The organism is Peribacillus sp. SIMBA_075 (assembly GCF_046534585.1).
The window spans coordinates 133,712-159,994 of sequence record NZ_JAWRYN010000008.1 but is presented as its reverse complement, the minus strand read 5'-3'; the positions used below and the strand labels follow the sequence as shown (position 1 = coordinate 159,994).

Sequence of the window (26,283 nt, the reverse complement as noted above, 5' to 3'; positions counted from 1 at the left end):
TGCATCCATCAAAGGAAACCTTCATGATATTCAGCTCTTCCACACAGATCGAGGGAATGAATTTAAAAACAAGCTAATTGATGAAACGTTAACCACGTTTAAAATTGGCCGTTCACTTAGTATGAAAGGTTGTCCATATGATAACGCTGTCGCGGAAGCGACCTTTAAAATCATTAAGACTGAGTTCGCCAATCAAAAAACATTTGCGAACTTATCCCAGCTAACTCTCGAATTTGGAGACTACGTGAACTGGTTTAATAAGCTAAGAATTCATGGAACTCTTGGCTACTTAAGTCCTCTAGAATATAAAAAATTATCCCTTAAAAAAGTTGTTTGATTTAGTGTTGACAATCCAACCATGGGCTCCAATCGAGTGGACGTATCAAGACGTTCCTAAACGACCAGGGGCTCTTCCGGTTAAAAAGAATACGGGAGTTAGAGCATTACCTCTTCCTGTTTTTTTAAAGGGTAAAAGTATTGAGGATTTACAAAAAGTAAAAGAGGACTTGGCAGAATGGTTAATCCATGACGAGCCAAAGCCTCTTATTTTTGATGACGAACCTGATCGAATCTATTATGCAGTCGTGGACGGAAGTTTTGATCCTGATGAAATATTGAAGTGGGGACAAGGAGTCATTCCTTTTATCTGTCCGGATCCATACAAATACGGAGAGGAAGAATCATTGATCTTGGGTGATTTCCCGATTCGAAATGTGGGCACTTTAAAAACAAATCCGGTATTCTCCATAAAATTCATGTCTAATACCACTAACTATACGGTTTCTATAAACGAAAAGACCCTTAAGGTTATTTGGAATTTTAAACAAAGTGATCTGTTAATAATCGATACAAGCAAGCGAAAAATCACTATTAATAATTTGGTGATGATGACCGCGTTAGATTTAAGTAGTAAATGGCCAGAATTTATAAAAGGTCAAAATAACATCATAGCTGATAAAACCGTTGCAAACATTACAGTAACATTCAGACCGAGATGGCTATAGGAGGTGTTTCGGTTGTCTGATTTATTTATATTTGACCCACATGATAATCTAGTGGCGATCCTTTCTAACGATGGAGAGGAGACATGTCCCTTTTGGTCTGCACCCTTTAAAGAATTATTGAATCAAGGAACTACTTTTGAATTTACTGCAGCAGGGAATCATGAGGATTCACAGCATATTGTGGCTGAAAACCAGGTCGCCTTCATGGACAAGGATGGCTTTTTTCGTCTTTTTACTATTAAGGAGCTAGAAAGAACTGATGGTGCAGACGGGCCGGTTATAACGGCGGTCTGTGAAGCAGCTATGCTTGAGTTAAATGATGAGGTTATTGAAGATGTTCGGCCTTATAATGTCACCCTTAAAACGGCCATTACAAAAGCGCTGGAGGGCGTGAGGTGGAAAGTCGGAGTGGTGGCAGAGTTAGGTTTGGATTCCACGAATTTTTACTACATGACACCGACTGAAGCCATAACCGAATGTATTAATACATGGGGCGGCGAACTTCGAGACCGTGTGGAAATTGAGGGCAATAGGATAACTGGTCGGTTTATCGACATCCTTCCTAGAAGAGGGGAAGACATAGGTAAACGATGGGAAATTGATAAAGACATCCTGTCTATTACGGAAAGAGTTCAATCTTATCCTAAAACAGCATTATACGGACGGGGTTCTTCTCTTGAGGTAGAGGATGAAGAGGGAGAAGCTACGGGAGGATTCACTAGAAAAATCACTTTTGCTGATATTGAATGGAAAGTAAAGAATGGTGATCCTGTAGATAAACCCAAAGGCCAAAAGTGGGTTGGGGACCCTGAAGCTCTAACTGTATTCGGCAGAGAAAACGCTGATGGCACCCTGAGGCATAGAAAGGGCATATTTGAAAGTAGTGAGCAAGAAGACCCTGCAGCGTTGCTACAAGAAACATGGGAGGCCTTGCAAGAACAAAAATATCCGATTCGTAATTTTGAGATGAGTGTCTTTTTACTTGAAAACATTATAGGATACGAGCATGAAAAGGTGAGATTAGGCGACACCACTTTCGCCTTGGATTATTCTTTTGCAAAGCCGATTGAAGTGGAAGAACGAGTAATCAGTTTTGAGTATGATGTATCAGATCCGGACAATTCGGGTGTGGTCGAACTTGGGAATTTCATCGACTTGTATTCGGATGATGCCCGACTTGATCAGATTGAATCGGAGTTGAATGACAACAAAGGGGTTTGGAACAATGGTGGGAAGAAGCCCATTACGGATGACAGAATTGAAAATGTCACCCCTTCTCAACCTCTGAATGTTATAGCATCAGGATTATTTCAAAATGTATTAGTCGAATGGGATTTTGTGAACACTATCTCGATTGCTAATTACGAGGTCTATGCTTCTCAGATACAAGGATTTACACCTGACATTTCTAATCTTGCATTCCGGGGTAAAACCAGTATTTACACCCACCAGGCAGGGACCAATCAGCAATGGTATTTTCGAGTGAGGGCTGTGAATACTCATGGCGTTTCTGGTCCATTTTCCGAGGAAGCAATGGCTCAAACAGCAAGGATTATTTCTGATGATATTTTATTCGGCCCAGAAATTGCTGAAGAATTAAGAGAGTTGTCTAAAGAAGCTCAACTCTTAGCAGACGGAACGGTAGATTTTAACATGGTCGCAGATGACGTTAAAACACCGATTCAAAATGCGGTTGAGCAAGCTAATCATGCAGTTGCAAATGCTAACCTTGCTAATCAAAACGCTCAAGAAGCAATCACAGAAGCACAAGGAGCTTTTGATCAAGCTCAATCTGCTCTATTATCAGCACAAGAATCATTCGAAAAAGCAGATGTTTTAAGTAAGGTTGTAGATGTAAATACAGGTAGTATTAGTTTGCTTGCACAAACCGCACAAGGTTTGCAAACTCAGGTTGCTGATAATAAAAATAACATCACTACTGTTACTCAAACAGCAACAGCTTTATTAAGTCGTATATCAAATGCCGAAGGGGATATAGGCGCATTACAATTAACTGCGACAAGTTTAGCTACTAGACTAACAAATACAGAAGGCAGTATAAGCACACTAACTCAAACTGCACAAGGTCTACAAACACAAGTTAGCGACAAAGTTGATCAATCCACAGTCACACAATTGGCAGGTGTTGTGGAAACAAAAATTAGCACAGTGGATGCAGATGGTAAATTTGCTACTCAATCACAATTAACTCAAACCGCTACTAGTTTGACGAGTACGATTACTCAGGTTCAAAACCATTTAGATCACGTAGAAATGACGACAACTTCACAAATATCTCAATTAGCAGACAATATTAATTTGAGAGTAAAAGAAAATGATGTCGTCAACCAAATTAATATATCAACAGAAGGAATATTGATAAACGGTAAGAAAGTTCATATCACAGGACAAACAATCATTGATAATGCAGTGATTGGAGAAGCAAATATAAAAGATTTAGCTGTCACAAGTGCAAAAATTGCTAACTTAGCAGTGGGGACAGCAGCCATTGCAAATGCAGCTATTACCAATGCGAAAATCGCCAATTTGTCTGTTGGCACTGCACAGATGCAAGATGCGTCCATCACAAATGCGAAGATTGGTAATCTCGCTGTGGATGATGCAAAAATTGCAAGTATAAGCGCAGATAAGATTAATGCTGGTGCTATTCGAGGGATTGATATTTACGGTTCTCAATTCCGATCAAGCGATGGGCTTACACAGCTTGATATTACTGGTGGTAATGTTCGATTGAGACAGAATAATGGTCAATATGTGCATATCAATCCCGACGGATTATTTGGCTATAATGCTGGTGGCGATGTTCGTTTCCGAGCAGATAGTTTATTAGTTACAAGCCGTGCCGTTGGAACAACCACAGCGAATGTATATTTAGCAGCACAAAGTGGAAAAGAAGCCCGTGTTGTTGATATAAGGGATGTCCCTTCGGATGGGGAAATTGGAAGCTACCGTTATCTGCCAATCCGTAGTCAAGGGTTTTATGGGAACTATGTAGAGGTGAATGCTGGTGAAACAGGAATAAATCTTTATTTGCGTCCTAGGAACGGGGGAGAGGTAAGGATTACAGGTGCTAATACGATAGACAGTTATTACCCGTTGCGTGCAGGGCATGTTTATAGTTCCTCTTTTATCACAACGACAACAAGTGCCTGGATAGGTACAGACAGTTATTTACATGTTGTAGCAAAAGGAACAGCTGAAGGTAATCTGAATCCAATTTATCGTAACTTGATGGCATATGACATATACGGGCGTGCATTTATAACAACCACTTCGAATGCATACATTGGTTCAGATGATGAAGTGAGAATTGTAAACAAAGGGTTAACCGATATTTATCGTAATGTTCGTGCACATACCTATTATGGAAATGCGGTTGACATTAATACCGGTACACATATATATGTTCGTCCTACTAGCGGTGGAAAATTACGTGTGACTGCTACAGGAACAACTGGAATATTTAGGCCTGTCGAAGCTGGAGGATTTGAAAATAGTTCATTGGAAAGTTTGAAACAGGATATTGATGAGTGGAAAGAATCTGCGCTTGGGATTATTAAGAATCATAGTATCTACCAATATCATTTAAAATCAGATATTCAAAATTCAATCATTAAAGAAAAATACGGTTTTGTCATCGGGGAAAGTTATGACACTCCTGTCGAAGTTTTATCAGCGAGTGGTCAGGCAATTGATCAGTATGCAATGGCTAGCGTGGAGTGGAAGGCAATACAAGAAGTATCCACAGTCCTGGACATCCATGACGATGATATTAACTGGCTTAAAATCGAAAATCAATATTTAAAACAAAAAATAGCAATCTTAGAGTCTAAAATTGCCTAGGAGGAATTTTATAATGCAAGTAAAAATTCAATATTCATATTTAGTCGATTCCATTAATTTTTTATCAACCATGACTTTAAAAGGGAAACAATCAATTCACCGTACACGTTTTATCAAGCAATTATCTGAAAAAATCAAACAGGTATCAGAAGAAGAATTGCAACTTATCAAAGAATTTACAGGTACAGATGATAATGGGGATCCAAATAAAAATAAAGATGGCAGCTTTGCAATAGACGATATTAATGAATTTAAGAGGCAGCAAAATGATTACTTGTCCGATTTTTATGTCATTGAAGGAGGGGATGCCCATGGAATGATTAAAACCATGAAAGGCATTATCGAGAATTACGATAAAGAGGTATCAGGTAAAGAGGCAGATACGTTTGAACACCTGTACACGGCCTTTGAAAACTCTAAAGAAAAGGGAGATGAAGAATAATGTTAGAAATTCAAATAACAACAACTAATATCCGTTATGCAGATGGTGGCGTATCTTCCGTAAATGTGCAATTCCAGAGTAAGGATCCAGAGGGAAGTATCAATCTTAATGGTTATATTCCGCTTACTACTGAAGAGTATCAAGGGAACGAAGCCCTTTCAGCATTAACGGAAGTCGCGAGGACAAAAATAATTAATCGATTACAACCATAAGCCGAATAGGGCTTTTTATTTTGTATACAAATGGGGCGAAAAAGATGAATGTTTCATTGGGTTTATTAATCACGCTTATTGGTTTATTGTGTACGGCAACAGGGGCTGTCCTGGGCTTGTTAACATTTAGCCGAAATAGAAAAAATGATATCAAAAGTAATGTCAAAAATGATGCTACAGAATCTGCAATCATTAGAACAAAGTTAGATAATATTGGTCAATCAGTTGATTCAATTAGGATTGATTTTAAAGCTAGTGACCAACGTTGGACAGCATTATCAGAAAGAGTTATTCGAAATGAAGAAAGTGCGAAACAAGCTCATAAACGAATTGATAAATTCGAAAACAAAGGGGAATTTTGAAATGGATAAAGCAAAACAATATGTAGCAATGATTGGCGGTGCTCTTGGGGCACTGCTTTTATTTTTTCAATCACTCGGTTATCAGGTTGAATGGTTCAATGAAAATACGATAAATTCATTTATTAACTTTCTAACAGCGATTGTTCCCCTTGGTTTTGCTTTATACGGGGTGTATAAGAATCAATATTTGCTTACAAAAAAGGCTATAAATCAAGAAGATACTTTAAAAAAACAAGGACTAAAATAAGCTGCCCATCGGGTGGCTTTTTATTATGAGTTTAAATTAAAAGGAGACGATGGAAAATGAACTTTACTAAACTTCCTCAATTGGTTGATAAAAGAGGTAAATTAAAATCAAAAGGCACTTATTCAAAACGTACAAAAGCAATAACCCACCGTGTATGGCATCATTCATTAACAAAAAAGCATTTGGGTGGATCTGATGCAGCAAGTTTCGCAGAATACCATGTAAACACGCTTGGGTGGCCGGGGGTGGGATATACATTTATTATAGAGCCTAAGAATGTAATTAATACTCCAAATGGAAAAAGGGCTAGGATTGTGTATGCTCATGATATTGACCGCCGCACCTACCATGTAGGGAATAGCAATCAATTCGCACTAGGTATCTGTGTTGCTGGTGATTATCGCTCCGACACTATGGACGATGCAACAATAGCTTCAATCGCAGACCTTCATTCTGCACTCGTTAAAGATAACATTGGTAAAAATGATACATCTCACAGTGAGATGCCAGGCTATAGCTGGAAAGCGTGCTGCGTATATGATTATCGTAAACTTATTAAATGGCAGGGATCAACAACTCCCGTTAAACCGTCTCCAGCGCCTAACACATACACCATCCAAGAAGGAGATACCTTATGGAGCATAGCTCATAAAGATGGAGCTGGTGACGTGCAAGTAGAAGATTTAATTAAAGCAAATCCTGGTATCGATCCAGCCAAATTGCAAATAGGTCAGAAAATCAATTTTGGAAATGCTAAAGACGTTATTGTTAAACCTGATACTAGTTCAAATGAAACAATCAGATCCATTCAAAAAACCTTAAATAGCCGTTATAAAGCTGGTCTTAATGTGGATGGATTTAATGGCCCTAAAACCAAATCTGCACTTATCAAAGCTTTACAAACAGAACTTAATAAGCAGTTCAATAAAAAGCTTGTTGTAGATGGAAAATGGGGTGTTAAGACCAAGGTTGCCATTGTCACTGTCCAAAAGGGTGCAAAAGGCAATCTCACATGGATCCTACAGGCTGCACTTTATTTGGCAGGATTTAACCCTGGATCACTTGATTCTATCTTTGGAAAAGGTACTGAAACAGCATTAGAAAAGTTCCAAAAAGCTAAAAAGATTACTGCAGATAAGAAGGCAGGTAAGGAAACTTTTAATGAACTGTTTACAGAATAAAATACTCCTTCTCCTTTTTGGAGAAGGTTTTTGTTTTTTTTCTGCATTATTAATCATACGTATTACCAATAGTATTTCAATCAAAAAAAACATTGTATAAGTAGGGTAAAAAAGTAGTGAAAAAACGTAAATAAATTATGCCAGAAATTAAGTTGAGAAAACAATGGTTTTCTTTAAGCAATAAATGCTTTATTATTAGATTTAACCAGTTAAATTCTTTTTAACTTTAAGAAGTAGTTTATGCTAAGGAGAATTATCATGTTTAATCCATTAAAAAATGTTGCAAATTTTTGTTTGGTTTTAATATGAGTGAAACAGCGCTTAAGTTACTTGAAAGTTCTGAGTATACAGAACTAGATTATGCTATACATAAAATATGCTCACTTATGATTGAAATTATACAAATACATAAAGATTTTTCCCAAGAATGGCGTGAAGTTAATCAATTTAATTTAAAAAAAACATTAATTAGAGATATTGTAGAACCAGTTGATGATAGTAACGCATATTTTATTAATGAAGAATTTCATTCTGTACTAAAAAGTTATCTGAGTAAAATTGATCAACTAACAATTGATATAGATTTAGAGTATACATATAGTGAATATGATTTTAGGTTAAGGGTTAAGCAGCCAGAATCGATAATATATAAATTAGGTCACTATAATTCCGGTAAGACGGAAAATGGAAGGTTTCCGTTGAATAAGTGTTTAAATGATCTCTTAGGATTTCGTATAATAATGCCTGGTTTTATACATGATTGCGAATTATTCTCAAAGATGTGCAATGTTTTTGAGAATGATTATAAAATTAAGTATAGAAATTCCTCAAAAGGGGAATATATAGCTACACATATCTATTTTTATGGTGATAATAATAAAAATTTCCCATGGGAACTACAAGTGTGGTTACCAGAGGATTTTGAAAATAATTATGAATCACACGCAAAACATAAACAAGAATATATAAAATCCGCAAAAATACACAAACAAGCATTCGACCTTTAAGGAGGTGTTGAAATTGTCTGCTTTTCATTTTATAGCTATTATGAGTTCTTATCATCAAGGAATGCGAGTTGGATGGCATTATTCAACTGAGGATAAACTAGATAAGGAAATCATTAATCATTTTTTTGCAAAAGTGAAAAAAGCCTGTGGAGAAGTACATTTTGGTCTCCATAAACTATCAACAAGTTCTACTGCATGGGAATCAGTTACGGAAAAAGATGAGTTTTTCGCAGATGTGGCAGTAACAGATGATGTGGATACTTTTGTAAATTATGTAGCTAATGATCAAACTCTTAGTGCAAATGATGTGGCAAAATTCATACTCACTGTTTTTCCTTCATCTCATTTAAAATTACAAAAATTATTATATTATTGTTACTCAGAGTTTTTAACACGGACAGGCGAAAAGCTCTTTCATGAACCCATAGTCGCATATAAATATGGACCTGTTGTAGAAAGTGTCTTTAAAAAATTTAAAATACATGGGTCTTCCATAATTGATTATAAGGAAGATGAGAAGTTCATTATTGATACAAAAGATACTGCTGCTACACCCTCTTTTATTAAAATTGCCAATTCTGAACATGGTGCAACGGCATTAAAATGTATTGTAGATGTCTTGGTAGAATATGGTGAGGCTGATCCATTTGATTTAGTTGACAAAACTCATCAAGAAGGTGGTCCATGGCATAGGATTTATAAGCCAGGTCAAAATTGTGAAATAACAGATACCTTAATTACCCAGTATCACGATTATGCTAGATGATTTTTTGTTAAGTCTTGTCTTATGGCAAGGCTTTTTTCTTTGTTAAATTAATTACAAATACTTAAAAAGACCAATCAAGTTACGTGATTGGTCTAACATTTCTGACTAACTCCGTAATATCTATATCCTCGTTATAAATCACCTGATCTATACGAAAATCTTCACTTGCTGCAAAGTTAACTTTAATTTGCTGAATCCAATCGTATGCAGCGATAGCAGCTGTCCAATCTGGCTCCTTATTAAAATCTGAATTAGGAACAGGGAAGCTCCCACTTTGTAAGAAATTAGTTTCTTTTGAATGTAAGTAAACATTAATATTTATGTTCATTAATTTTCACTCCCAACATTATTGAAAGCATATGCTTTATTTTTCACTTCTTTAATTTTTTTCATTATAACAGAAGGAAATAAGGCATATTTGATTTCTCGAACGCTTGTATTTTTTGTGTACGTGTGAATGCTCTTTGTTTAAAAGTATTAAAATTTTACACATATTTTACACATCTAAGGTAACAGGCCCTTATATATCAATGTTTAAGGGAGGTATTTAACCCCGGCCACCGGTATCACCAATAGCGAATAAACGCTATTACATCAAGCTTCACACATAATTGTGTGAAGCTTTTTTGTGTTTTCACCCACTACAAAAAATGTACAAATAATGTGCGAGGGTAGTATGCAATGAGTATAAGGGGGAAATTTATTATCAAGCAGGGATAGAAGTAACTGGTGCGAAAGATAATTCCGTGCTGATTCGTCAGACAAAAACTTATTTTAAAAAGTGCTGCCCATCATTTCAAAGGTGAAGGATTAGCAGGACATTTAATTGAAGGTTTGAGGGAATGGTAAAATTGACAAGTTATTCATCAATCAAGATGAAGGAGAATTAAAACAAAGGATCATACAAAACCAATAAAACATTACGGTCTATTATCTGAGATTAAGGGCGTTAGGATTTCATTCATACGCTTAGGCATCACACGTCAGATATTCATTCATAATTTATTTTAACAGCGATAGTTTAGGGAGCGTTTTCTGTGTTACGGAAAAATAAAAACGAATGGGTCAAAGAGCGCTAACTCTACCATTCGTTCCGAAAGTAATGATTGGCCAATGATTTCAGATCTCAATATTCATAACATTTAGTTCTGTTTCAGTATAGCCAGCAGAGGATAGTGCAATTTCAATTTCTTCAGCAGCCTTATAATCAAATAATTTAAATTTAGACATTAAAGCGAAAGCATTTTGATTTTCAATTGCCAGGGCAACAGCTTCCACGTCTTGTAGTAACTTCAGGTCTTCAATGTAGAATTGAGCGGTTCGCATCGCTAAATACTCATTCTGTGTAGTTGAACTGTAGAAAAGTCTTGTTAAAGTGGCGATTGCGTTAGGAACGAAAATTTTATTCATAATTACCCCTCCATAATTCTCAATATTCTGTCATTAAGATACTTCAAGTATGAGTCACCATAAAAGTATTGTCAATCTTTAGCTGTTAAGCATTTTTGCTCAGCAGATGAAAATAGATCTGTATAAAACAGGCGACTTTTCCAAAGGCAAAAACCATTGCACCGAACCGTAGTAAGCGAAAGAATGAATGTTGCTGAGTTTACGAAACGAACCAACTTACATGTGACATGTTGATTTTAGCTAGATTGCTAGGTCTGGTTGAGCATCCAGTAGATAGCTGATTTTAAAAAAAGCCAGTGTCACAAGTGGCGCGATTAAGCCGAATGTTTTAGAATTTTTTTAGAAATTCTTTCATTGATGAGAGCCTTTCTGTGTTTGAAATTTTCAAAGGGCTTATGAAACAACAGATCCTTATTGACTGTGAAGAAGGCGTGCTTCCACATTACGCAGCTCTCCGTATGAAACACTATTAGCCACAATTACTTGCAATGTTCTCGTAGCTGTCATTCGTTTGTCTGGATGCTTCATTTGTAGATGCTGTTGTATCGCTCGGAAAAGTTCATTATTTTCTGGACGGTTGGCGTGATAGATTTCTTGTAAACTCTTCGATTTTCCCATGGCTTTTCCTACTTTCCATCAAGTGTGAAATACATATGAAAGTTTATGCGATAATATTCGTATGGTCTATATTTCCGTCTGAACACGTCTAATTCCTTCTTTTTTCAATTAAATCTTCTTTAAAGAATAGTGAAGTTGCTCCTAACTTTTTTACATGGCGTTAGCTTAGCTGTCTTACTGATTGACGGTTGCCCGTATTTGTTGTTATTTATCTTTGTCTTTAACACGACCAAAGTAATTCAGAATCATGTTCTGCGTAGGAGTGTGTTATTGTGATGTTAGAAAATTTATATTGAGACATGATGCACTAGTCCCGTTATCAACCAGAAAAAGTACCTCCTTTAACCTTACTCTATTTATTTTCCGCTTCGTACTTTTTAAAAATAATATCAATGAAATATTGTAATAAATAAAAAACCACTATTTAAGAACTTCAAACAATAAATTTTCAAAGGGGCGGAAAATTGTGAACTATATGGGATGTCAATGCAGGTCCAATGACGAGTTACAGCAACTGGTCGATCAGGCAAAACAATTTACAAATATGGGAACGGGCAGACTATATTCAAGCTCTTGAAAAGGCGAACCATGGGGATTTATCTGTTGCTATTTACTATCCTGACGGAAAAGGATATTGTGCGGGGTATGTAAGTGGGAAAATGACCCTGCAGAGCATATCGAAAGTTTGACACTTGCTCTTGTATTAATGGAAAAAGGGGAGGAATATGTTTTTTCCTATGTAGGCAAAGAAGCTACTGGTGACCCTTTTAATTCGATTGCCAAGTTAGAGACAAACAAGCCATCCAAGCTGTTAAACCCGATGATCAATGCAGGAGCATTGACTGTGACCCACATGATTTGCAGGTGACAGTGAGAATGAACGATTCAGGCTTATTTTAGATTTTATCCGAGAATTGATGCAAAATCCCACTATTGAGAGTGTGGAGGACTTAATCGAATTGTACTCGAAGCAGTGTACCAATGAAATGGACAGTCAGGATTTGGCGAGGATAGGCTGTGTGCTGGCCATGAATGGGAAAGATTTGTTGACAGGAAAGCAAATCATCCCCGGGGACATTGCCCGAATTTGCAAGACATTCATGGTTACCTGAGAAACAAATCACTCACTTTCACGGCAAAAAAAGGACCTCTGCACATATGGCAAGGGTCTTAAGGTGATCATAACAAGTTGGATAGGAGAGATACTTTTTTATATAATGCATGTACCTCTTTATTCCGATGTTCCCCGATGTCATTTCTTAGGTTGCCTTCCATATCGGTCATTAGATCAGCTAATTTCAATGCCTTTTGCCTATCGGAAATATTGCTTCGAATGATATATTCATATTTTGCATTGTATTCAGTCAGTGACATTTCTTCCGTCCTCCCATAATATCATTAAAGCTGTCCTCTGTTCCTTCATCAGCAATCCCAATGTACTTGAGTGTAATTTCAGGATGTGAATGATTAAGGATCACTTGTAACTCAGCAAGGTCCTTACTTCGTTTATAGAACCAGTACCCATACGTTTTCCTCATGGTATGGGTACCAACGCCCTCGATGTCCACCATGTCCGCTGCTTTATTAAGCTGTCTGTAGGCTTGTATCTTGCTAATTGGCTTATCGCCCTTGCGTGAGGGGAATAGCCATTCACCATCGATGGTGGCTATATAGGCTGCCAATTCATTACATACATTATTAAGCTGTATTATTCTTGGCTTTTTTGTTTTGCCTTCCTTGATGATGACCTCCATCTTACCTTTAATGTCCTTTATCTTCAGCGATAATAAATCAGACACACGCAAGCCTGTATTGATGCCTAACAAGAACAATATGTAGTCTCTCTCGCTGCAATGTCTCTTCAGTGACCATTTCATATCATCTAATTTTTCCAATGATCTGATAGGTTGAACGTCAATTAAATGTTCTTTTGGCAAATGAGATCACCCTTATTTCACGCTAATGGAATCAGTGTTTTGAATGTATACTTTTTATTAATTTAAGAGTAACACTTGAAAAGGATGGAAGTCAATGTGAGGTGTATACTGATATTTTTTGGACTGTCCACTTTTAAGGGTTCGAAGTATTTTAGTTGTTTATTCGTATTAAGGTTGAATAATGGCATTAAAAACTTCTGGAACTTGATATAATGAGTCTATAGGAATATTTTTCTAAACTGATGTTTTGATGGATATTTAATAGATGAATTAATTCATTCATTCATTCTGAATTTATTATGCTTTAACAGCAGGATTGGGAAACCACCATGAAGAGAGGTTTAGTTATATTGAAAAAGTTACTGCCTTTAATGTCAAGGTTGTTTACTATGGCAATTATGGTTGCGGTTTTTTACTGTATGTTCATGTTCGCAGACTTGGAGAATGAAAAGACAGACAGCGGGAGTCATAACGAGCAATCAGTTAATTTTGAAGAGATGAGCGATCAAGAAGAAATGCCAGCAGGTTCTTTGGTGAACTATTGTAAAGATAGCGCTAATGAGAGTCGCGCCTCCAGTTGGTTTGGTATTGAAGAAAACGTTATGGAACCTAGCGAATATACGGTTGAATGCATTGAACACTTGGAATAGCAGCAGAGTTCCTATGGATCACCCGTAAATTTGAAATTCAGGGCAACAAGGGTATCCGGGACGTCGGGGTTTAGCGCAAAGGTAAGGACATATTGACCGAATATTATCGTGAGCGGGGGGACATCCAAAGATTTGGCTGATTGGCTTAATGGAACGGAGTGGAATTAACGGGGAATATGAAGTGTTTTGGAAAATAAGGCTTTGCTGAAATGAGTGGTGACGAACGGGTAAACAGCGGAGAAGGCCATATTTGTTCATATGGAACATTGAAACTAATCTGTTTGGATCTTAATCAAACAGGTTTTTAGTATGAAAGGAAATCCAATGGAAAAAATGGAATAGAATATAATGAAGAATGAAGGAAAATTTTTCACCCCATATCTTTTTCTCTTTCTGAAACGTTTATAGGATAGAGGGTGTTGAAGGAGTGAGAAAAATGATAAATAAGTTAAGGGAAGATATTTCTGAAGAAAAGGATAACGGTGCGATTTTGCGTGAAGTCTATCCTGAATTGCTTCGGTTTTGCCGATTCCTGACCCAAAATAATTGGGATGGGGATGATTTGGCACAGGAAACGGTATTGAAGGCAATGCAGGGCTATGGAAAGAAAACCGAGATAACAACGGCTTTATTGAAGACGATAGCCCGCCATTCCTGGATTGATACGATACGAAAAAGGAAAAAAGAATCATTAGACGAACTGTTGGATACCGAACAACAGGGATCAGTTGGGGAAAATGCCTTTGAAACGGTTGAATATATAATAAAGTCACTTACCCCGAAACAAGCCGTTGTATTCCTGTTAAAGGAAGGATTCCTCTATCGGTCAAAAGAAATCTCAGATTATTTGAACACCACGGAAACGGCTGTAAAGGCAATCTTGAACCGTGTGAAAAAGCGTTTTGACGATGACGTTGAAGAGCGTAAGTTGTCTTGTGTGGAAGATTGGCAGGATGAGGAGGAACAGCGGCTCATGTCCCTGATGACACAGGCTTTAAAAGCCCAGAATCCTGATATCCTCATTAGAAGCATTCCATCTTTCAAATCCCTGAACAGTGAATCGATGATTCCTAAACTGATGAATCGTTCGATTCTTTCCAAATCAAGCTTCACTCCTTCAAACACACTCTCAATGGCCGCATAGCCAATATTATTGTTAGGAGGAAGAAGAGATATGACCACCATTCCATATGTAATTGAGCAATCAGGCAAGGGTGAGCGCTCGTATGATATTTATTCCAGACTTCTAAAAGACCGTATCATCATGATTGGGGAAGAAATCACCGATCATTTAGCCAATAGTGTGGTTGCCCAATTGTTATTCTTGGCAGCAGATGCTCCTGAGAAGGAAATTACCATCTTCATAAACAGTCCAGGGGGATCGACCAGTGCCGGTTTCGCCATTTATGATACGATGCAATATATTAAGCCTGATATCCGGACTGTATGTACGGGGATGGCTGCATCATTCGGTGCCATGCTTTTATTGGCGGGTACGAAAGGGAAAAGGTGCGCTTTGCCAAATAGTGAAATCATGCTTCATCAACCGCTTGGTGGGGCGAGGGGGCAAGCCACGGAAATTGAAATTTCTGCCCGAAGGATTTTGAAACTAAAGGATCATATCAATCAAATCATCTCGGAAAGGACTGGGCAGCCTATCGAAAAGGTGGCGAAGGACACAGATCGTGATTACTTCTTAAGCGCAATAGAGGCGAAGGATTACGGTATAATCGATGAAATAATCGTTCAGGATAAGTAATCCTGATAAAAACGCCATCAGTAAACTCAAAAATAAGCTGGATGAAAACGAAAAGAAACTGTCGATATCTATATCGGCAGTTTCTTTTTTACCTTCGACATTACTCCATATATTTATTTACAAATCCCCATACCTCGTTCCAATACTTTTTTGGATCCACTAATTTAGCTTCATCTCAATGGCCGCATAGCCAATATTATTGTTAGGAGGAAGAAGAGATATGACCACCATTCCATATGTGTGAAAAAATAGAAGGGTGCCAAGGGTGACTATTGAAATCTGAAACTACTGAAATTCTTTTTGAAAAGGGCTGAGAAAAGGATTTTGGATGTCTTCCTTTTCTGGATAGTCCATCCATTTAATATGTTAAAATAAATATTATCTAACATTATCAATATCTTGGAGGAAGTTTCAATGAAGAAAGCGCAAAAGGTTTTACTTATTAGTGGAATCTTTGTTGTGGCATTATTCGGGTTGGGGATTGCTTCCTTTAAAATCATGGAAAACTCCAATGATTACGAAAAAGCACAACTGGAGATCGAAGCCAGGGAAACCAAAGAACAAATTGAAAGAGAAAGAGAGGATGTTAAAATCACAGCCCAAAGGGAAGCGAAAGCTAAAGCGGCGGAACTGGAAGCGAAAACAGCGATATATGATGGGATTGAATTTGAAACAGGGCTTGATGAAGACTCAACCGAAACGGAAGTCATGGACGTCATGCATAAAATGACTCATCAAAAAGTTCGATCGCAAGATAAATGGGGAGCTATACCAATGTCCCCTAAGATTATAGAAGAGGTTTATAAAATAGTGGATTTAAGTGATTTTCAGCATAGAGATAGATTGCTCGGCATTGCTGCCAGGTGGGGGGACTTTAATTTTAGCACGATCGTTCAGGACCATAACTTCTTTTGGGAAGACAAAGAAGGCACCGTTGGAAAAGCCCATGGCACATTAAGTGCGGCAGAAGAGATTGAATTCATTGAAGTGAATTTTAAGTGAGGCCATTTGCAGGGAAGTATTGAATATATCAGAGGGCGAGTTGATAAGACCTGTTCAATAAAGAAAACACTTAAACCTCCTGCAATAAGGCCAGTTCCTCAGGAGGTTTGAGTGTTTTCCATTCAACTCAGTCATTCGCTTATGGGGAAGTCAAGCAATGGGATTTTTAACTCCATACAGGAGTTTTATTTCTTAACTAGTTTGCTTGACTCGTTCTCCTTGTTTACGGGTACGTCTTTTCCTACTGTGACCCTGCGAACGACGCGGTGCTGATCCCCGTAATCGGCAATAGCGTAATGCTGCGTGGCTAGGTTATCCCAAATGACCACGTCCCCTTCACTCCATTGCCAACGCACTGTATTTTCTAAGCGAGTGACGTATGAATCGAAGATACTTAATAATCTTTCAGATTCACTTGTTGTATATCCTTCCACTCTTCCAGCAAAGCCACCTAATAACAAATGCCTTTTCCCGGTTTCTGCGTGCACATGAACGACTGGGTGCCTTGTTTTATAAATGGTCGATTCGAATATATCACGATATTTCTTTTTAACCTCATCATCAATATTTTCGGCTGGTTTGAATTGTGCATAATCATATTCATTTGTATGGATCGCCCATAGTCCATCCGCTAATTTCTTCAATCCATCCGGCAGGTCCTCATATGCTTTATTGGTATTTGCCCAAACTGTATCCCCGCCAACATCAGGGATGGTTACACCTCTTAAAACAGAGTATTTAGGAACTTCTGGTACAAAAGTGACATCAGTATGCCAATGGTTTGCTTTAGCACCTCGTTCGGAATCAAGTTCGAAGATATAGTTAGTATTGTCTTTGACCGGTACTGTAGGATGTGCATAAGGTTCACCAAATAGTTTTGCAAATGCTTCTTGGGTGGCATCGTCCAAATGGTTTTGACCTTTGAAGAATACGACTTTATGATCGTTTAACGCTTGTTTGATTTCACTTAAAATAGCTAAATCCAAGGCTCCGCTTAATTGGACACCTTGAATTTCCGCTCCAATTCTTCCTGCTACGGGTACCACTTTTAATTGTTGTGTTTTAGTTTCCGTCATAATCAATCTCCTCCTGTAAGGTATGTTTTTTTATTTTTTAAAGGCTTCATCAATGTATTCATTGTGGATCTGGTTTTTAAAATTAAATGATTTCTTGATATAACCCACACCAGCTAAAGTATTGATTGATTCTTGTTGTGCTTTGATGGCATCTTCGGTAAAGAAGATATTTGGTTCTTCGGCCGTTATTATTGTCTTGACTGTGCTCACAGGCAATTTAGTTTCTTTGGAATAAATTTCAGATGCTTCATCTGGATTTTCAATTTGCCAATCGGCAGCTTTTTTATAAACCTTTAAATAAGCCTCTACAATTTCAGGATGTGCTTTTGCAAATCCGTTACGTGCAATGATTGCACCAGGAGCCAATATTTTTCCCTTTACATTAAGTGCGACTGCATTCCCTTTTTCAATATTATTAAGGTAATAAGGGTTCCATATCGCCCAGGCGTCCAATTGTTTGGTTTCAAAAGCGGATTGAGCATCATCCGGTTGTAAATTGATGAGTTTAATATCATCAGTCGTTAAACCATGGGCTTTCAATGCCTTGATTAAATACACATGGCCTGTTGTCCCGGAGGCAACACCGACGGTTTTTCCCTTTAAGTCTTCAATCTGCTTTATGTCACCTTCTGGCTGAGCCAGGATCCGGACAGATGACTCACCTCGACCTGTTTGTGCAATCACTTCAAATGGCAGATTCTTATCAATTCCGGCAATCAGTGCACCATCCCCTAAAAAAGATAGGTCGACCCGATTGGAAGCGAGGGATTCCAAAAGCGGGGGGCCACTCGGGAATTCACTCCACTCGGTTTGGGCATCCAGTTTAGAAAACTCTTCGTCGAATAATCCCTTTTCCTTTGCAATGACCAATGGCCCCATCTTGCCATTTAAGGCAATATGAACTTTAAGTGGATCGCTTTTCCCGGAAGCTTTGCCGGCATCGGAATTACAACCTGCCAATACAGCAATGCTAATGATGGCAAGTAATACTGCAGTTAACTTGTTACGATATTCCTTCATGAATTCCCTCCTTTTTTATTACACTTACCACATCTGGATAGTCAGATTAATAAAAAAAAAGAGATTCAACGAAGAGTATGTCGGGGTTTCTCTTCATTGAATCTCCGGTAGTCCAGTTGATTCACATGACCTTTTATTGGTTTTTTGTGATGCGGATTTGTGTATGAATGCATCTTAACAGCTGCTAGAATAATCTGTCAATTCCTTTTTTTGATTAATCCGATAAAATAAATTGGTATTATTTGTTGATTATAAATAATCGATAAGTTAATATAAAATGAAATATTGAATCGACTAGTTAACTAGAGATTCAGCAAAGGGACAATATGTGCCTTATTGCTGGATCTCTATTTTTTTTATTTGAGAAAGGGTGAGGAAATTGGTAGCGACGTTAGAAATTAATCATGTAAGCAAAACATTTAAGAATGATAATGAAAGTGTCCATGTTTTGGATAATTTAAATCTGAGCGTCAAAAATGGTGAGTTCGTCACCATCATTGGTCCGAGTGGATGCGGGAAAAGCACATTATTAAAGCTGATCGCAGGACTTGATTCAGACTTTGACGGCGAGATCATTGCAGGTGATCATCCGGTTAGCGCCCCTTCTAAAGACCGTGGTTTCATTTTTCAGGAGCACCGCTTATTTCCATGGCTAAACGTTGAGAAAAATATTGCAGGTAACCTTTCATTAAAAAAACCGGACATTAGAAAAAGGGTGGATGATTTAATTTCACTTGTTAAGCTAAAAGGATTTGAAAAGGGATATCCACGCCAATTATCCGGTGGAATGTCGCAGCGTGTTGCCATTGCGAGGGCCTTATTACGTAATCCTGAAGTTTTATTGCTGGATGAGCCATTCGGTGCATTGGATGCTTTCACGCGAACGCATCTTCAAGAGGCTTTGCTAGAAATATGGGAGAAGAATATGACAACGATGGTGCTTGTCACCCATGATATTGATGAATCCATCTTTTTATCGAGCAAAGTGGTAGTCATGGAGGCAAAGCCTGGACGGATTAAAGCTATCGTTCCAATTGATTTACCATATCCAAGAAAACGAACAAGCAAAGCGTTTCAGGAATTCAGGACCGTCATTTTAACCGAACTTGATCATCATCCTGAAGAAAGGGAAGATTGGAGCATTTAATTAATTTTTGAAAAAAGGAAGGATGAAAAATATGTCTACACAGACCGTTGCCCAAAACAAGCCGCTTGTCATAAGGAAAACGAAAAAACAATCCAAACTTGCCAAATCAGCATTGCGGGGTTCGCTCCTTCCAGTTGTCGTGTTGATTGCATGGCAATCATTAGGTTCGGTTGGCATCCTGCCTGCCCAATTATTCTCATCACCTTTATTGATCGTCACGACTTTCATTGATCTCGTTCAGTCAGGGGAAATGGGCATGCATTTACAAATCAGTTTAACGCGGGCTCTTCTTGGCTTTGCATTAGGTGGTTTTTTAGGCTTATTGTTAGGAGTCATCGTTGGCATGCAAAAAAAATCCGAAGAATATCTTAACCCAAGCATTCAAATGTTACGAACAGTTCCTTTACTTGCGATTACCCCTTTATTCATTATGTGGTTCGGGTTTGGTGAACTATCCAAAGTACTGCTTATTGCTTTAGGTGCTTTTTTTCCTCTATATTTACAAACCTTTTTGGGCCTTCGGAATGTGGATAAAAAACTATACGATGTTGCCCGAATCTTAGAGTTTGACCGTCTGGAGCAAATAACGAAGCTGATGATTCCGGCAGCTTTACCGAACATATTGCTTGGTATCCGTTTAGCCTTAAGTGCTGCTTGGATGTGCTTGGTCGTCGCTGAATTGTTGGGTGCAGATAGAGGGGTGGGCTTCATGATCCAGGATGCCCGTTCATTCATGCAAACGGACGTCGTATTCGTAGGCATCATCATTTTTGCCATGGCTGGTAAAATTTCCGACTCGTTTGTCCGCTTTTTAGAAAATCATTTGCTGAAATGGCAAGATAGCTTTAAAGCCTAATTGAAAAGGATGACCGCCCGGTTTTGGGAGGTCATCCTTTTTCTTGTTTGTTAATGTATGTTTTAATCTATTTCGCTATGTAAGGGCAAATAAATAGTGAAGGATGTTCCTTTGTTCAATTCGCTCTGTACCACGATTTTCCCTTTGTATTTTTGAACGATGGAATAACAAACGGTCAGGCCGATACCAGTTCCCCTATCTTTAAGCGAATAGAATGGGGTGCCGAGTATTTCAAGCTGTTCTTTGGAAAGACCTATTCCTGTATCCGTTATTCGGATTTTTGCCATAGTGCGTTCCTTCTCTGTTTCCACCTTGATGAATCCGGGATTGTTCATCGACTCAATTCCATTTTTCATGATATTGACCAGTATCTGTTTAAGCTCGATCGGATTCATGTTGATTTGTAGGTCATCACGGAAATCAAGTTGAAAGCCTATGTTTCGATTATTGGCAAAACTGGATAATAGATCGGAAATCTTTTGGATTTCATAATTTAAAGGAATGACCTGAATATTATCCGTTTGCGGTTTTGCCAAAGACAAATAGTCATTGATTATCACTTGTGTATATTCAAGTTCTGTAAGCATGGTCTGCACATAAAATTTTTCCGTCTCATTCAGTTCCTTCTCTTGATCCAATAACTGGGCAAACCCCTTCACGACTGTAATGGGATTTCGTATCTCATGTGCAATGGTGGCTGCTAGCTGACCGACTGAGTTCAATTGCTTGGCCTGTTGGATCTCCTTATGGAATGCATTAGTGGATTCCATCCTATTGTTGGTTCCTATGAACACAAATACCAATATGATTTGTATAGCGATGAAATTAATCGTATTGCCGAAACTATCCAATGAAACATACTCATAAGTGTATTTAAGATCCGTTTGCGAAATGATCAAGATGGAAGCAGGACCTAATATGATATTTAAAGTGGCGACAATATAAAATCCGATTTTATCAAAGAGAAAAATGGGAATCAAGGGTGCTATAGCAAAAAAAGCCAGCATAATTGCGGTATCTGGGAAAATCCAGAATTTGCTATATATATAAACAGTAATTAAAGAAATGAATAGGGTTTTATAGAAATTGACTTCTGTTTTTAAGAAAAACAACAGAGAAATTATCATCCCCGATATTAAAATGACCTGAAATGTCATATCGTAGGGGTTATCTTTCCAACTTATAGGTGATACGGAAATCCCAACTAATAGTAAAAAGGATATCATTGCCATGAATGCCTTCAGTATAAATCGGTGTTTGTTTTGATAATATTGATAGTTTTTTAACATAATTCCCCTTAATATAAATATTCTGTTTGTTTAATAGTAATCTGATACTAGTTTTTTGTAAATCAGAAAAAAATAGATCTTGTCAACGTATGTAACAAATCCTTCTAAAACAAGGGGAAATGGATGATGGGGAGGCGAATGGAATGGGTTCATGGAATTAGGTTGGGTATAACGAACTGCACGGAGGCCTTGCAAGTAATTTGCTTCACGGGGCATTTTACCCATTTTAACTAATGTATTATTTCTTTACACTATATTTGCTGTAGATTTACATTCCCCTTCTAAAATGGTGGTAATAATAGGAAGGGGATAGGGAAAATGAAAACGAATATAAAGAAATTCGGTTTATGCATGATGAGTGCGGCTTTTATATTGCAGGCTACTTCCATGGAGGCCTCAGCAGCAAATGAAGATCATTCGAATTCATCTATTTATGAGAGGAAAATTGTGAATATCGCACATCGAGGAGCTTCCGGTTATGCTCCTGAACATACGATTCCCGGATATCAATTGGGAGAACAAATGAAAGGCGACTACATAGAAATCGATCTTCAGATGACAAAGGATGGAAGATTGATAGCCATGCATGATGAAAAGGTGGATCGTACAACGAATGGTACAGGTCTAGTGAAAGACTTAACGCTGGCAGAAATCAAAAAACTAGATGCTGGTACATGGTTCAATGAAAAATATCCGCAATTGGCAAAAAAGAAATATGAAGGGTTAACGGTACCCACTCTTGAAGAAGTCTTTATGAAATTCGGCAGGCAGGCCAATTACTATATTGAAACAAAGTCTCCTGATGTATATCCAGGAATGGAAGAAGAACTTCTGCAAGTTCTGAAAGAAAATAAACTGGTGGATTCAAAAGGCCGTACCAAAAATGTACTTATACAATCGTTCAGTCAAGAAAGCCTGTTGAAGGTTCATGACATGAATCCAAATTTACCGCTTGTGCAGCTTTTTTCTTATAAGAACCAAGCAACCATTTCTGATGAGGAATTGGAATCCATTAAGAAATATGCCATTGGAGTGGGTCCGAATTTCAATAAGGTGGACGGACAATATGTGAAGATGGTTCGAAATCATGACCTTCAATTCCATCCATATACAGTAAATGAAAGAGCGGACATGAAAAAAGCTCTAGAATGGGGTGCAACGGGGCTGTTTACGAATTATCCCGATGTATTTAACGAGGTTCTAAGAGAGTATAAGCATGAAAAGCACAGTGACAATGTGAATTTATAAGGTTACTAAATAAGTGTTTCATAGGTGAGTCCCGGTTTTCCGGGGCTTTTTTTTTGTAATGAAGGGCTTTTAATTATTGGGGAAATTAGGTGGTCTTAGGCTTAGTAGGCTTTTGATTATAAACGGATTTCTAGTATGAGGACATAGAAAAACCTCGAATAAGGGACTTTTTTTAATGTGTCCATTATTCGGGGGATGGTTCAATCTGCATGGGCTTTTTTTATTAGGGACACAAATAGATTGAAATTATTGTTATATTATGGATATCGTATAAAAAAGGTGAAAAAAGATGAATGATCATTATGCGCGTGAACTGAAGAATATCAGGATTACACTGATTTTCTTGATATTATCGTTGCTTTTGTTCCAGGTGGATCAGGGAATGTGACGATTGATCCAATGGGGAGGGTATAATGTGTATCCTCAGGCCAGTTATTCCAATATGATCGATATGGGAAATGGACTTTTTGGCGTGTTGACTGGCAGTACGGATTTAAGCGGAGATGAAACAATCAAAATCTATTATTATGATAGGGAAAAAGATGAGTTGATCTTCAAAAAAGAAACGATGCCAAGTGATCTTGAATAAGGGTTATTGGTAAGGCAATGAGGTATTTATATTATATAATGATAGTAAATAAAAGGAGGGTGTTCAGATGGTATATAATTCGGCAGCAGAACTTTGTGAAGGGTTTGGGTATCAGCCTATTCAAGTTCAGTTAACAATTGCGATCGTCGATAAGAGATTTGGGCCTGTAAGGGCGGAAGCAGAGATTGCCATCAAGCCTGTCAAGTCAAAGGAATATCTAGAAGTATTTGTGGAAGAACTGGAATCGGAGCATATCTTTGCTGATGAAAATGGCAGTATATATGGCAGCTTCGGCATCGATCAAAGCATCCAGATTTATGATGAAGTCCTAACTACCATTCCATTCGAAGAGTTAATCGGAAAAGAAAATTGGAAAGAGGCTGTCGATTCATTTATCATGGAAGAAAAGCTAAAAGGACAGCTGGAAAAGGTACTAAATAATTATCAATTCAGTGATATGAGTGGTAAATATAAATTTAGAAAAATATGTACGATTACTGAACTCCAATTTTTGAAGTAAAAAAAATGGAGAAGGTAAAAAGCCTTCTCTATTTTCATTATTCTTGGATCATATTAAAGCTGTTTTGGTTAGCATAACAAGCCTTCTTTTCTTTATATTCGGTCCCATCTATCCATATCAGGTAAACCCTATACACTCCTTATTCCCGTCCTTTAACTAAGAACATCTTCGCATTATGTTTACATCAGATAAAAGTAAGTTCGGCATTGGTTAAAAACATATTCCCATCAAATATCTATTATTAAATAAATCCACTTTTTTGAATGCGATGGTAAGTATGCATGAAATCGCATCAGACTGTGAAATTTTTCATCATTTGTTAGATATATTGATGTAAGGCACTAAAAAAGCACAGGAGTTAGCCCCTGTGCGACGAAATTATTTATAAACCTTACTTGGGATTTTTATTGCAGGGCGGCCAAATGCATAAGGAGCTACTTCATATTCTTGGAATACGAGATAGATCCCCCCATTTGTATAATAGAACTGTGAATCCTTATTGACGGGAACCTCGCTCTGTTTTTTTACATAAAAACTATCTCTTTTCCTCATGTAGTCAAAAGCATATTTCTGCACCTTCGTATATTTCACTTTGGATGTGAGGATTTCACTGATTTTCACCTGTTTACCGGAAGACACTTTAAAATTATAGGATGTTGTGTATCCCATTCCATGAGCTCCACCGCTATAGGAGTAATCGTCAAAAAGAATGCTTAGCTTTTCATCCTGGTTGAATTTCACTTTATACGAAATACTGTAACTATACTGGCAAGTGTATGGGGATTCTTTGCACCATTCCTCATTTTTATCTTTTTCCCTATCCTTTTTTGCTTGCAGATAAAAGGAATAGGCATCCTTGGCATGCTTAGTTAACACCTGATTAATTTTATCCTGAGCTGCTTTACTTTTTAGTCCTGATACTTGCGGATACGACAAGTCACTAATATTTTTATACTTTTTCTTGGTTATCTTCACATTGCTGAATTTTAAATATTTAGTAGATACATAGGCTTTTTTTCCATTGTACCGAATTTCCGACCAGCCGGATTTTGTTTTCGAATAAACGGTTACGGCTTTCCCTTTCTCCAACGATCCTACTTTTTTATAGCTGGTGCCGGGACCACTTCTAACAGATAAAGGGGAATTCTTCGTGTTTACCGTTGCGTTTTCTGTAGTGGCTGCGGAGACAGAGTCGATTTTTATCAGTAAAAAAGAGATGCATGTAAAAGTTAATGCGACAGCAAGGAAAATCTTAGTGAAATTCTTGAATAGCATTCAATTACCACCTTTGTATAATTTTTACATCACCTATTATATAAGTTGGTGGATCAAATAGAAAGTTAATTTTATAATTCAAAAGCTAAAGAGGAGAAAAAAATGAAAATTGGTTTAGTACGGCATTTTAAGGTGGCACATGAATTCCCTACTGGGAAATCTGTGACGGCGGATGATATGAAGCAATGGTTTGTGGACTATGATGCAGCGGATATTATTTATGGAACGACTTTACTTGGCGTGGAGGAATGGCAGGAATGTTATTGCAGTGATATGTCGAGAGCTGTCAAGACAGCGGAACATATTTATCCAGGTACGGTTCATCGGATGGAGGAGCTGCGGGAAATACCTTCTCCCCCTCTCAAAGGGAAGGTGAAGCTGCCGTTCATCCTTTGGGCCATCTGGATTCGCTGCTGCTCGCTGTTCAACAAGGAGACAAGGGCGGAAATTAAGATCGCCGAACGAAGGATCAATAAAGTATTGGATGAAGTTTTTGCAAAGGGGGAAAGGGATGTTCTGATCGTGAGTCATGCCGCCCTTATGGTTTATATGAGGAAAGAGCTGATCCGACGGGGGTTCACCGGTCCAAAATTCAAGATTGCCGGTAATGGAAAGCTGTATGTATTCGAAAGATGATAAGTCAAAAATATAGGGTTTCCCGCCATAGAAGGTAAGTCTGGTAATTGAACATTTTGCTTAAGAAAGATGCAGGCCTTTTCCGATTAGTTATTCTTTTTCTTTTGGTTGTGGTTTATTATTGTAATAGTGTAATTTTTACGAATTCAATAATAGGGAAAGAGGT

29 protein-coding genes and 1 pseudogene are annotated in these 26,283 nt (G+C 37.7%); 21 read left to right on the top strand and 9 right to left on the bottom strand.

What is annotated here, in order from left to right:
• From SB775_RS09340 to SB775_RS09295, 10 genes are all read left to right on the top strand, one after another.
• Positions 1-337: IS3 family transposase (locus tag SB775_RS09340; RefSeq protein WP_410861428.1), on the top strand; the 337-nt coding region annotated here is incomplete at its 5' end.
• A 4-nt stretch (positions 338-341) separates the two neighbouring features.
• Positions 342-1,004 carry a distal tail protein Dit gene (locus SB775_RS09335; RefSeq protein ID WP_410861427.1) on the top strand — a complete coding sequence of 221 codons (663 nt, stop codon included), beginning with the start codon at positions 342-344 and terminating at the stop codon, positions 1,002-1,004.
• A gap of 12 nt (positions 1,005-1,016) precedes the next feature.
• A complete protein-coding gene (locus SB775_RS09330) occupies positions 1,017-4,868 on the top strand; it encodes a phage tail spike protein (protein WP_410861426.1) in 3,852 nt (1,283 codons plus the stop codon).
• 13 nt (positions 4,869-4,881) lie between these two features.
• A complete protein-coding gene (locus tag SB775_RS09325) occupies positions 4,882-5,310 on the top strand; it encodes a hypothetical protein (RefSeq protein WP_410861425.1) in 429 nt (142 codons plus the stop codon).
• Positions 5,310-5,522, top strand: coding sequence for a hypothetical protein (locus tag SB775_RS09320; protein ID WP_410861424.1), 213 nt, complete (start codon positions 5,310-5,312; stop codon positions 5,520-5,522). Before SB775_RS09325 ends, SB775_RS09320 begins: the two co-directional genes overlap by 1 nt.
• A gap of 44 nt (positions 5,523-5,566) precedes the next feature.
• Entirely contained in the window at positions 5,567-5,884 is a 318-nt protein-coding gene (locus SB775_RS09315; protein WP_410861423.1) for a hypothetical protein, read from the top strand.
• A 1-nt stretch (position 5,885) separates the two neighbouring features.
• Positions 5,886-6,131 carry a phage holin gene (locus SB775_RS09310; RefSeq protein ID WP_410861422.1) on the top strand — a complete coding sequence of 82 codons (246 nt, stop codon included), beginning with the start codon at positions 5,886-5,888 and terminating at the stop codon, positions 6,129-6,131.
• Between the two features lie 56 nt (positions 6,132-6,187).
• Positions 6,188-7,312, top strand: coding sequence for a peptidoglycan-binding protein (locus tag SB775_RS09305; protein ID WP_410861421.1), 1,125 nt, complete (start codon positions 6,188-6,190; stop codon positions 7,310-7,312).
• Between the two features lie 305 nt (positions 7,313-7,617).
• On the top strand, positions 7,618-8,319 hold the full coding sequence (locus tag SB775_RS09300) for a nucleotidyltransferase family protein (RefSeq protein ID WP_410861420.1): 702 nt from the start codon (positions 7,618-7,620) through the stop codon (positions 8,317-8,319).
• Positions 8,320-8,332: 13 nt separating this feature from the next.
• The gene (locus SB775_RS09295) at positions 8,333-9,085 is read left to right on the top strand and encodes a Panacea domain-containing protein (RefSeq protein ID WP_410861419.1); all 753 of its coding nucleotides are present in this window, start codon (positions 8,333-8,335) and stop codon (positions 9,083-9,085) included.
• Between the two features lie 79 nt (positions 9,086-9,164).
• Here SB775_RS09295 and SB775_RS09290 read toward each other — a convergent pair whose 3' ends face one another.
• The 3 genes from SB775_RS09290 to SB775_RS09280 form a co-directional block, all read right to left on the bottom strand.
• Positions 9,165-9,413 carry a hypothetical protein gene (locus SB775_RS09290; RefSeq protein ID WP_410861417.1) on the bottom strand — a complete coding sequence of 83 codons (249 nt, stop codon included), beginning with the start codon at positions 9,411-9,413 and terminating at the stop codon, positions 9,165-9,167.
• Positions 9,414-10,204: 791 nt separating this feature from the next.
• Entirely contained in the window at positions 10,205-10,495 is a 291-nt protein-coding gene (locus SB775_RS09285) for a hypothetical protein (protein ID WP_410861415.1), read from the bottom strand.
• Positions 10,496-10,906: 411 nt separating this feature from the next.
• The gene (locus tag SB775_RS09280) at positions 10,907-11,113 is read right to left on the bottom strand and encodes a hypothetical protein (RefSeq protein WP_410861413.1); all 207 of its coding nucleotides are present in this window, start codon (positions 11,111-11,113) and stop codon (positions 10,907-10,909) included.
• Positions 11,114-11,588: 475 nt separating this feature from the next.
• Between SB775_RS09280 and SB775_RS09275 the strand changes: the two are divergent.
• Positions 11,589-12,222: pseudogene (locus SB775_RS09275) on the top strand (glutaminase); the annotation flags it as partial.
• 70 nt (positions 12,223-12,292) lie between these two features.
• Here the strand turns inward: SB775_RS09275 and SB775_RS09270 are convergent.
• Entirely contained in the window at positions 12,293-12,487 is a 195-nt protein-coding gene (locus SB775_RS09270; RefSeq protein WP_410861411.1) for a hypothetical protein, read from the bottom strand.
• Complete coding sequence (locus SB775_RS09265) at positions 12,478-12,990, bottom strand: tyrosine-type recombinase/integrase (protein WP_410861432.1); 513 nt, start codon at positions 12,988-12,990, stop codon at positions 12,478-12,480. The genes SB775_RS09270 and SB775_RS09265 overlap by 10 nt, the downstream gene beginning before the upstream one ends.
• A 410-nt stretch (positions 12,991-13,400) precedes the next feature.
• Here SB775_RS09265 and SB775_RS09260 point away from each other — a divergent pair, with 410 nt between their 5' ends.
• The 4 genes from SB775_RS09260 (at position 13,401) to SB775_RS09245 (ending at position 16,461) form a co-directional block, all read left to right on the top strand.
• Positions 13,401-13,700: a hypothetical protein gene (locus SB775_RS09260; RefSeq protein WP_176431960.1), complete on the top strand. Its 300-nt coding sequence runs from the start codon at positions 13,401-13,403 to the stop codon at positions 13,698-13,700.
• 436 nt (positions 13,701-14,136) lie between these two features.
• Positions 14,137-14,844: a sigma-70 family RNA polymerase sigma factor gene (locus tag SB775_RS09255; RefSeq protein WP_089363498.1), complete on the top strand. Its 708-nt coding sequence runs from the start codon at positions 14,137-14,139 to the stop codon at positions 14,842-14,844.
• 30 nt (positions 14,845-14,874) lie between these two features.
• Positions 14,875-15,459, top strand: coding sequence for an ATP-dependent Clp endopeptidase proteolytic subunit ClpP (gene clpP, locus SB775_RS09250; RefSeq protein ID WP_061461763.1), 585 nt, complete (start codon positions 14,875-14,877; stop codon positions 15,457-15,459).
• 414 nt (positions 15,460-15,873) lie between these two features.
• Complete coding sequence (locus tag SB775_RS09245; protein WP_410861408.1) at positions 15,874-16,461, top strand: DUF6241 domain-containing protein; 588 nt, start codon at positions 15,874-15,876, stop codon at positions 16,459-16,461.
• Positions 16,462-16,646: 185 nt separating this feature from the next.
• Here SB775_RS09245 and SB775_RS09240 read toward each other — a convergent pair whose 3' ends face one another.
• Both SB775_RS09240 and SB775_RS09235 read right to left on the bottom strand, forming a co-directional pair.
• Positions 16,647-17,537 carry a TauD/TfdA dioxygenase family protein gene (locus tag SB775_RS09240; protein ID WP_410861406.1) on the bottom strand — a complete coding sequence of 297 codons (891 nt, stop codon included), beginning with the start codon at positions 17,535-17,537 and terminating at the stop codon, positions 16,647-16,649.
• 30 nt (positions 17,538-17,567) lie between these two features.
• On the bottom strand, positions 17,568-18,557 hold the full coding sequence (locus SB775_RS09235) for an aliphatic sulfonate ABC transporter substrate-binding protein (RefSeq protein WP_410861404.1): 990 nt from the start codon (positions 18,555-18,557) through the stop codon (positions 17,568-17,570).
• Between the two features lie 379 nt (positions 18,558-18,936).
• On the opposite strand from SB775_RS09235, the gene SB775_RS09230 reads away from it, so the two are divergent.
• Positions 18,937-19,704, top strand: a complete 768-nt coding sequence (locus SB775_RS09230) for an ABC transporter ATP-binding protein (RefSeq protein ID WP_410861402.1) — start codon at positions 18,937-18,939, stop codon at positions 19,702-19,704.
• A 22-nt stretch (positions 19,705-19,726) separates the two neighbouring features.
• Positions 19,727-20,560 carry an ABC transporter permease gene (locus tag SB775_RS09225; protein WP_410861400.1) on the top strand — a complete coding sequence of 278 codons (834 nt, stop codon included), beginning with the start codon at positions 19,727-19,729 and terminating at the stop codon, positions 20,558-20,560.
• Positions 20,561-20,622: 62 nt separating this feature from the next.
• Here the strand turns inward: SB775_RS09225 and SB775_RS09220 are convergent, their stop codons facing one another.
• Positions 20,623-21,849 carry an ATP-binding protein gene (locus SB775_RS09220; protein ID WP_089363503.1) on the bottom strand — a complete coding sequence of 409 codons (1,227 nt, stop codon included), beginning with the start codon at positions 21,847-21,849 and terminating at the stop codon, positions 20,623-20,625.
• Between the two features lie 318 nt (positions 21,850-22,167).
• Between SB775_RS09220 and SB775_RS09215 the strand changes: the two genes are divergently transcribed.
• From SB775_RS09215 to SB775_RS09205, 3 genes are all read left to right on the top strand, one after another.
• Positions 22,168-23,097 carry a glycerophosphodiester phosphodiesterase gene (locus tag SB775_RS09215; protein ID WP_410861398.1) on the top strand — a complete coding sequence of 310 codons (930 nt, stop codon included), beginning with the start codon at positions 22,168-22,170 and terminating at the stop codon, positions 23,095-23,097.
• A gap of 415 nt (positions 23,098-23,512) precedes the next feature.
• Entirely contained in the window at positions 23,513-23,686 is a 174-nt protein-coding gene (locus tag SB775_RS09210; RefSeq protein WP_410861396.1) for a hypothetical protein, read from the top strand.
• A gap of 67 nt (positions 23,687-23,753) precedes the next feature.
• A complete protein-coding gene (locus SB775_RS09205) occupies positions 23,754-24,206 on the top strand; it encodes a hypothetical protein (RefSeq protein ID WP_410861394.1) in 453 nt (150 codons plus the stop codon).
• A 378-nt stretch (positions 24,207-24,584) separates the two neighbouring features.
• Here the strand turns inward: SB775_RS09205 and SB775_RS09200 are convergent, their stop codons facing one another.
• A complete protein-coding gene (locus SB775_RS09200) occupies positions 24,585-25,481 on the bottom strand; it encodes a PdaC/SigV domain-containing protein (RefSeq protein ID WP_410861392.1) in 897 nt (298 codons plus the stop codon).
• A gap of 102 nt (positions 25,482-25,583) precedes the next feature.
• On the opposite strand from SB775_RS09200, the gene SB775_RS09195 reads away from it, so the two are divergent.
• Positions 25,584-26,117 carry a histidine phosphatase family protein gene (locus tag SB775_RS09195; protein ID WP_284471704.1) on the top strand — a complete coding sequence of 178 codons (534 nt, stop codon included), beginning with the start codon at positions 25,584-25,586 and terminating at the stop codon, positions 26,115-26,117.
• Positions 26,118-26,283 lie beyond the last annotated feature (166 nt).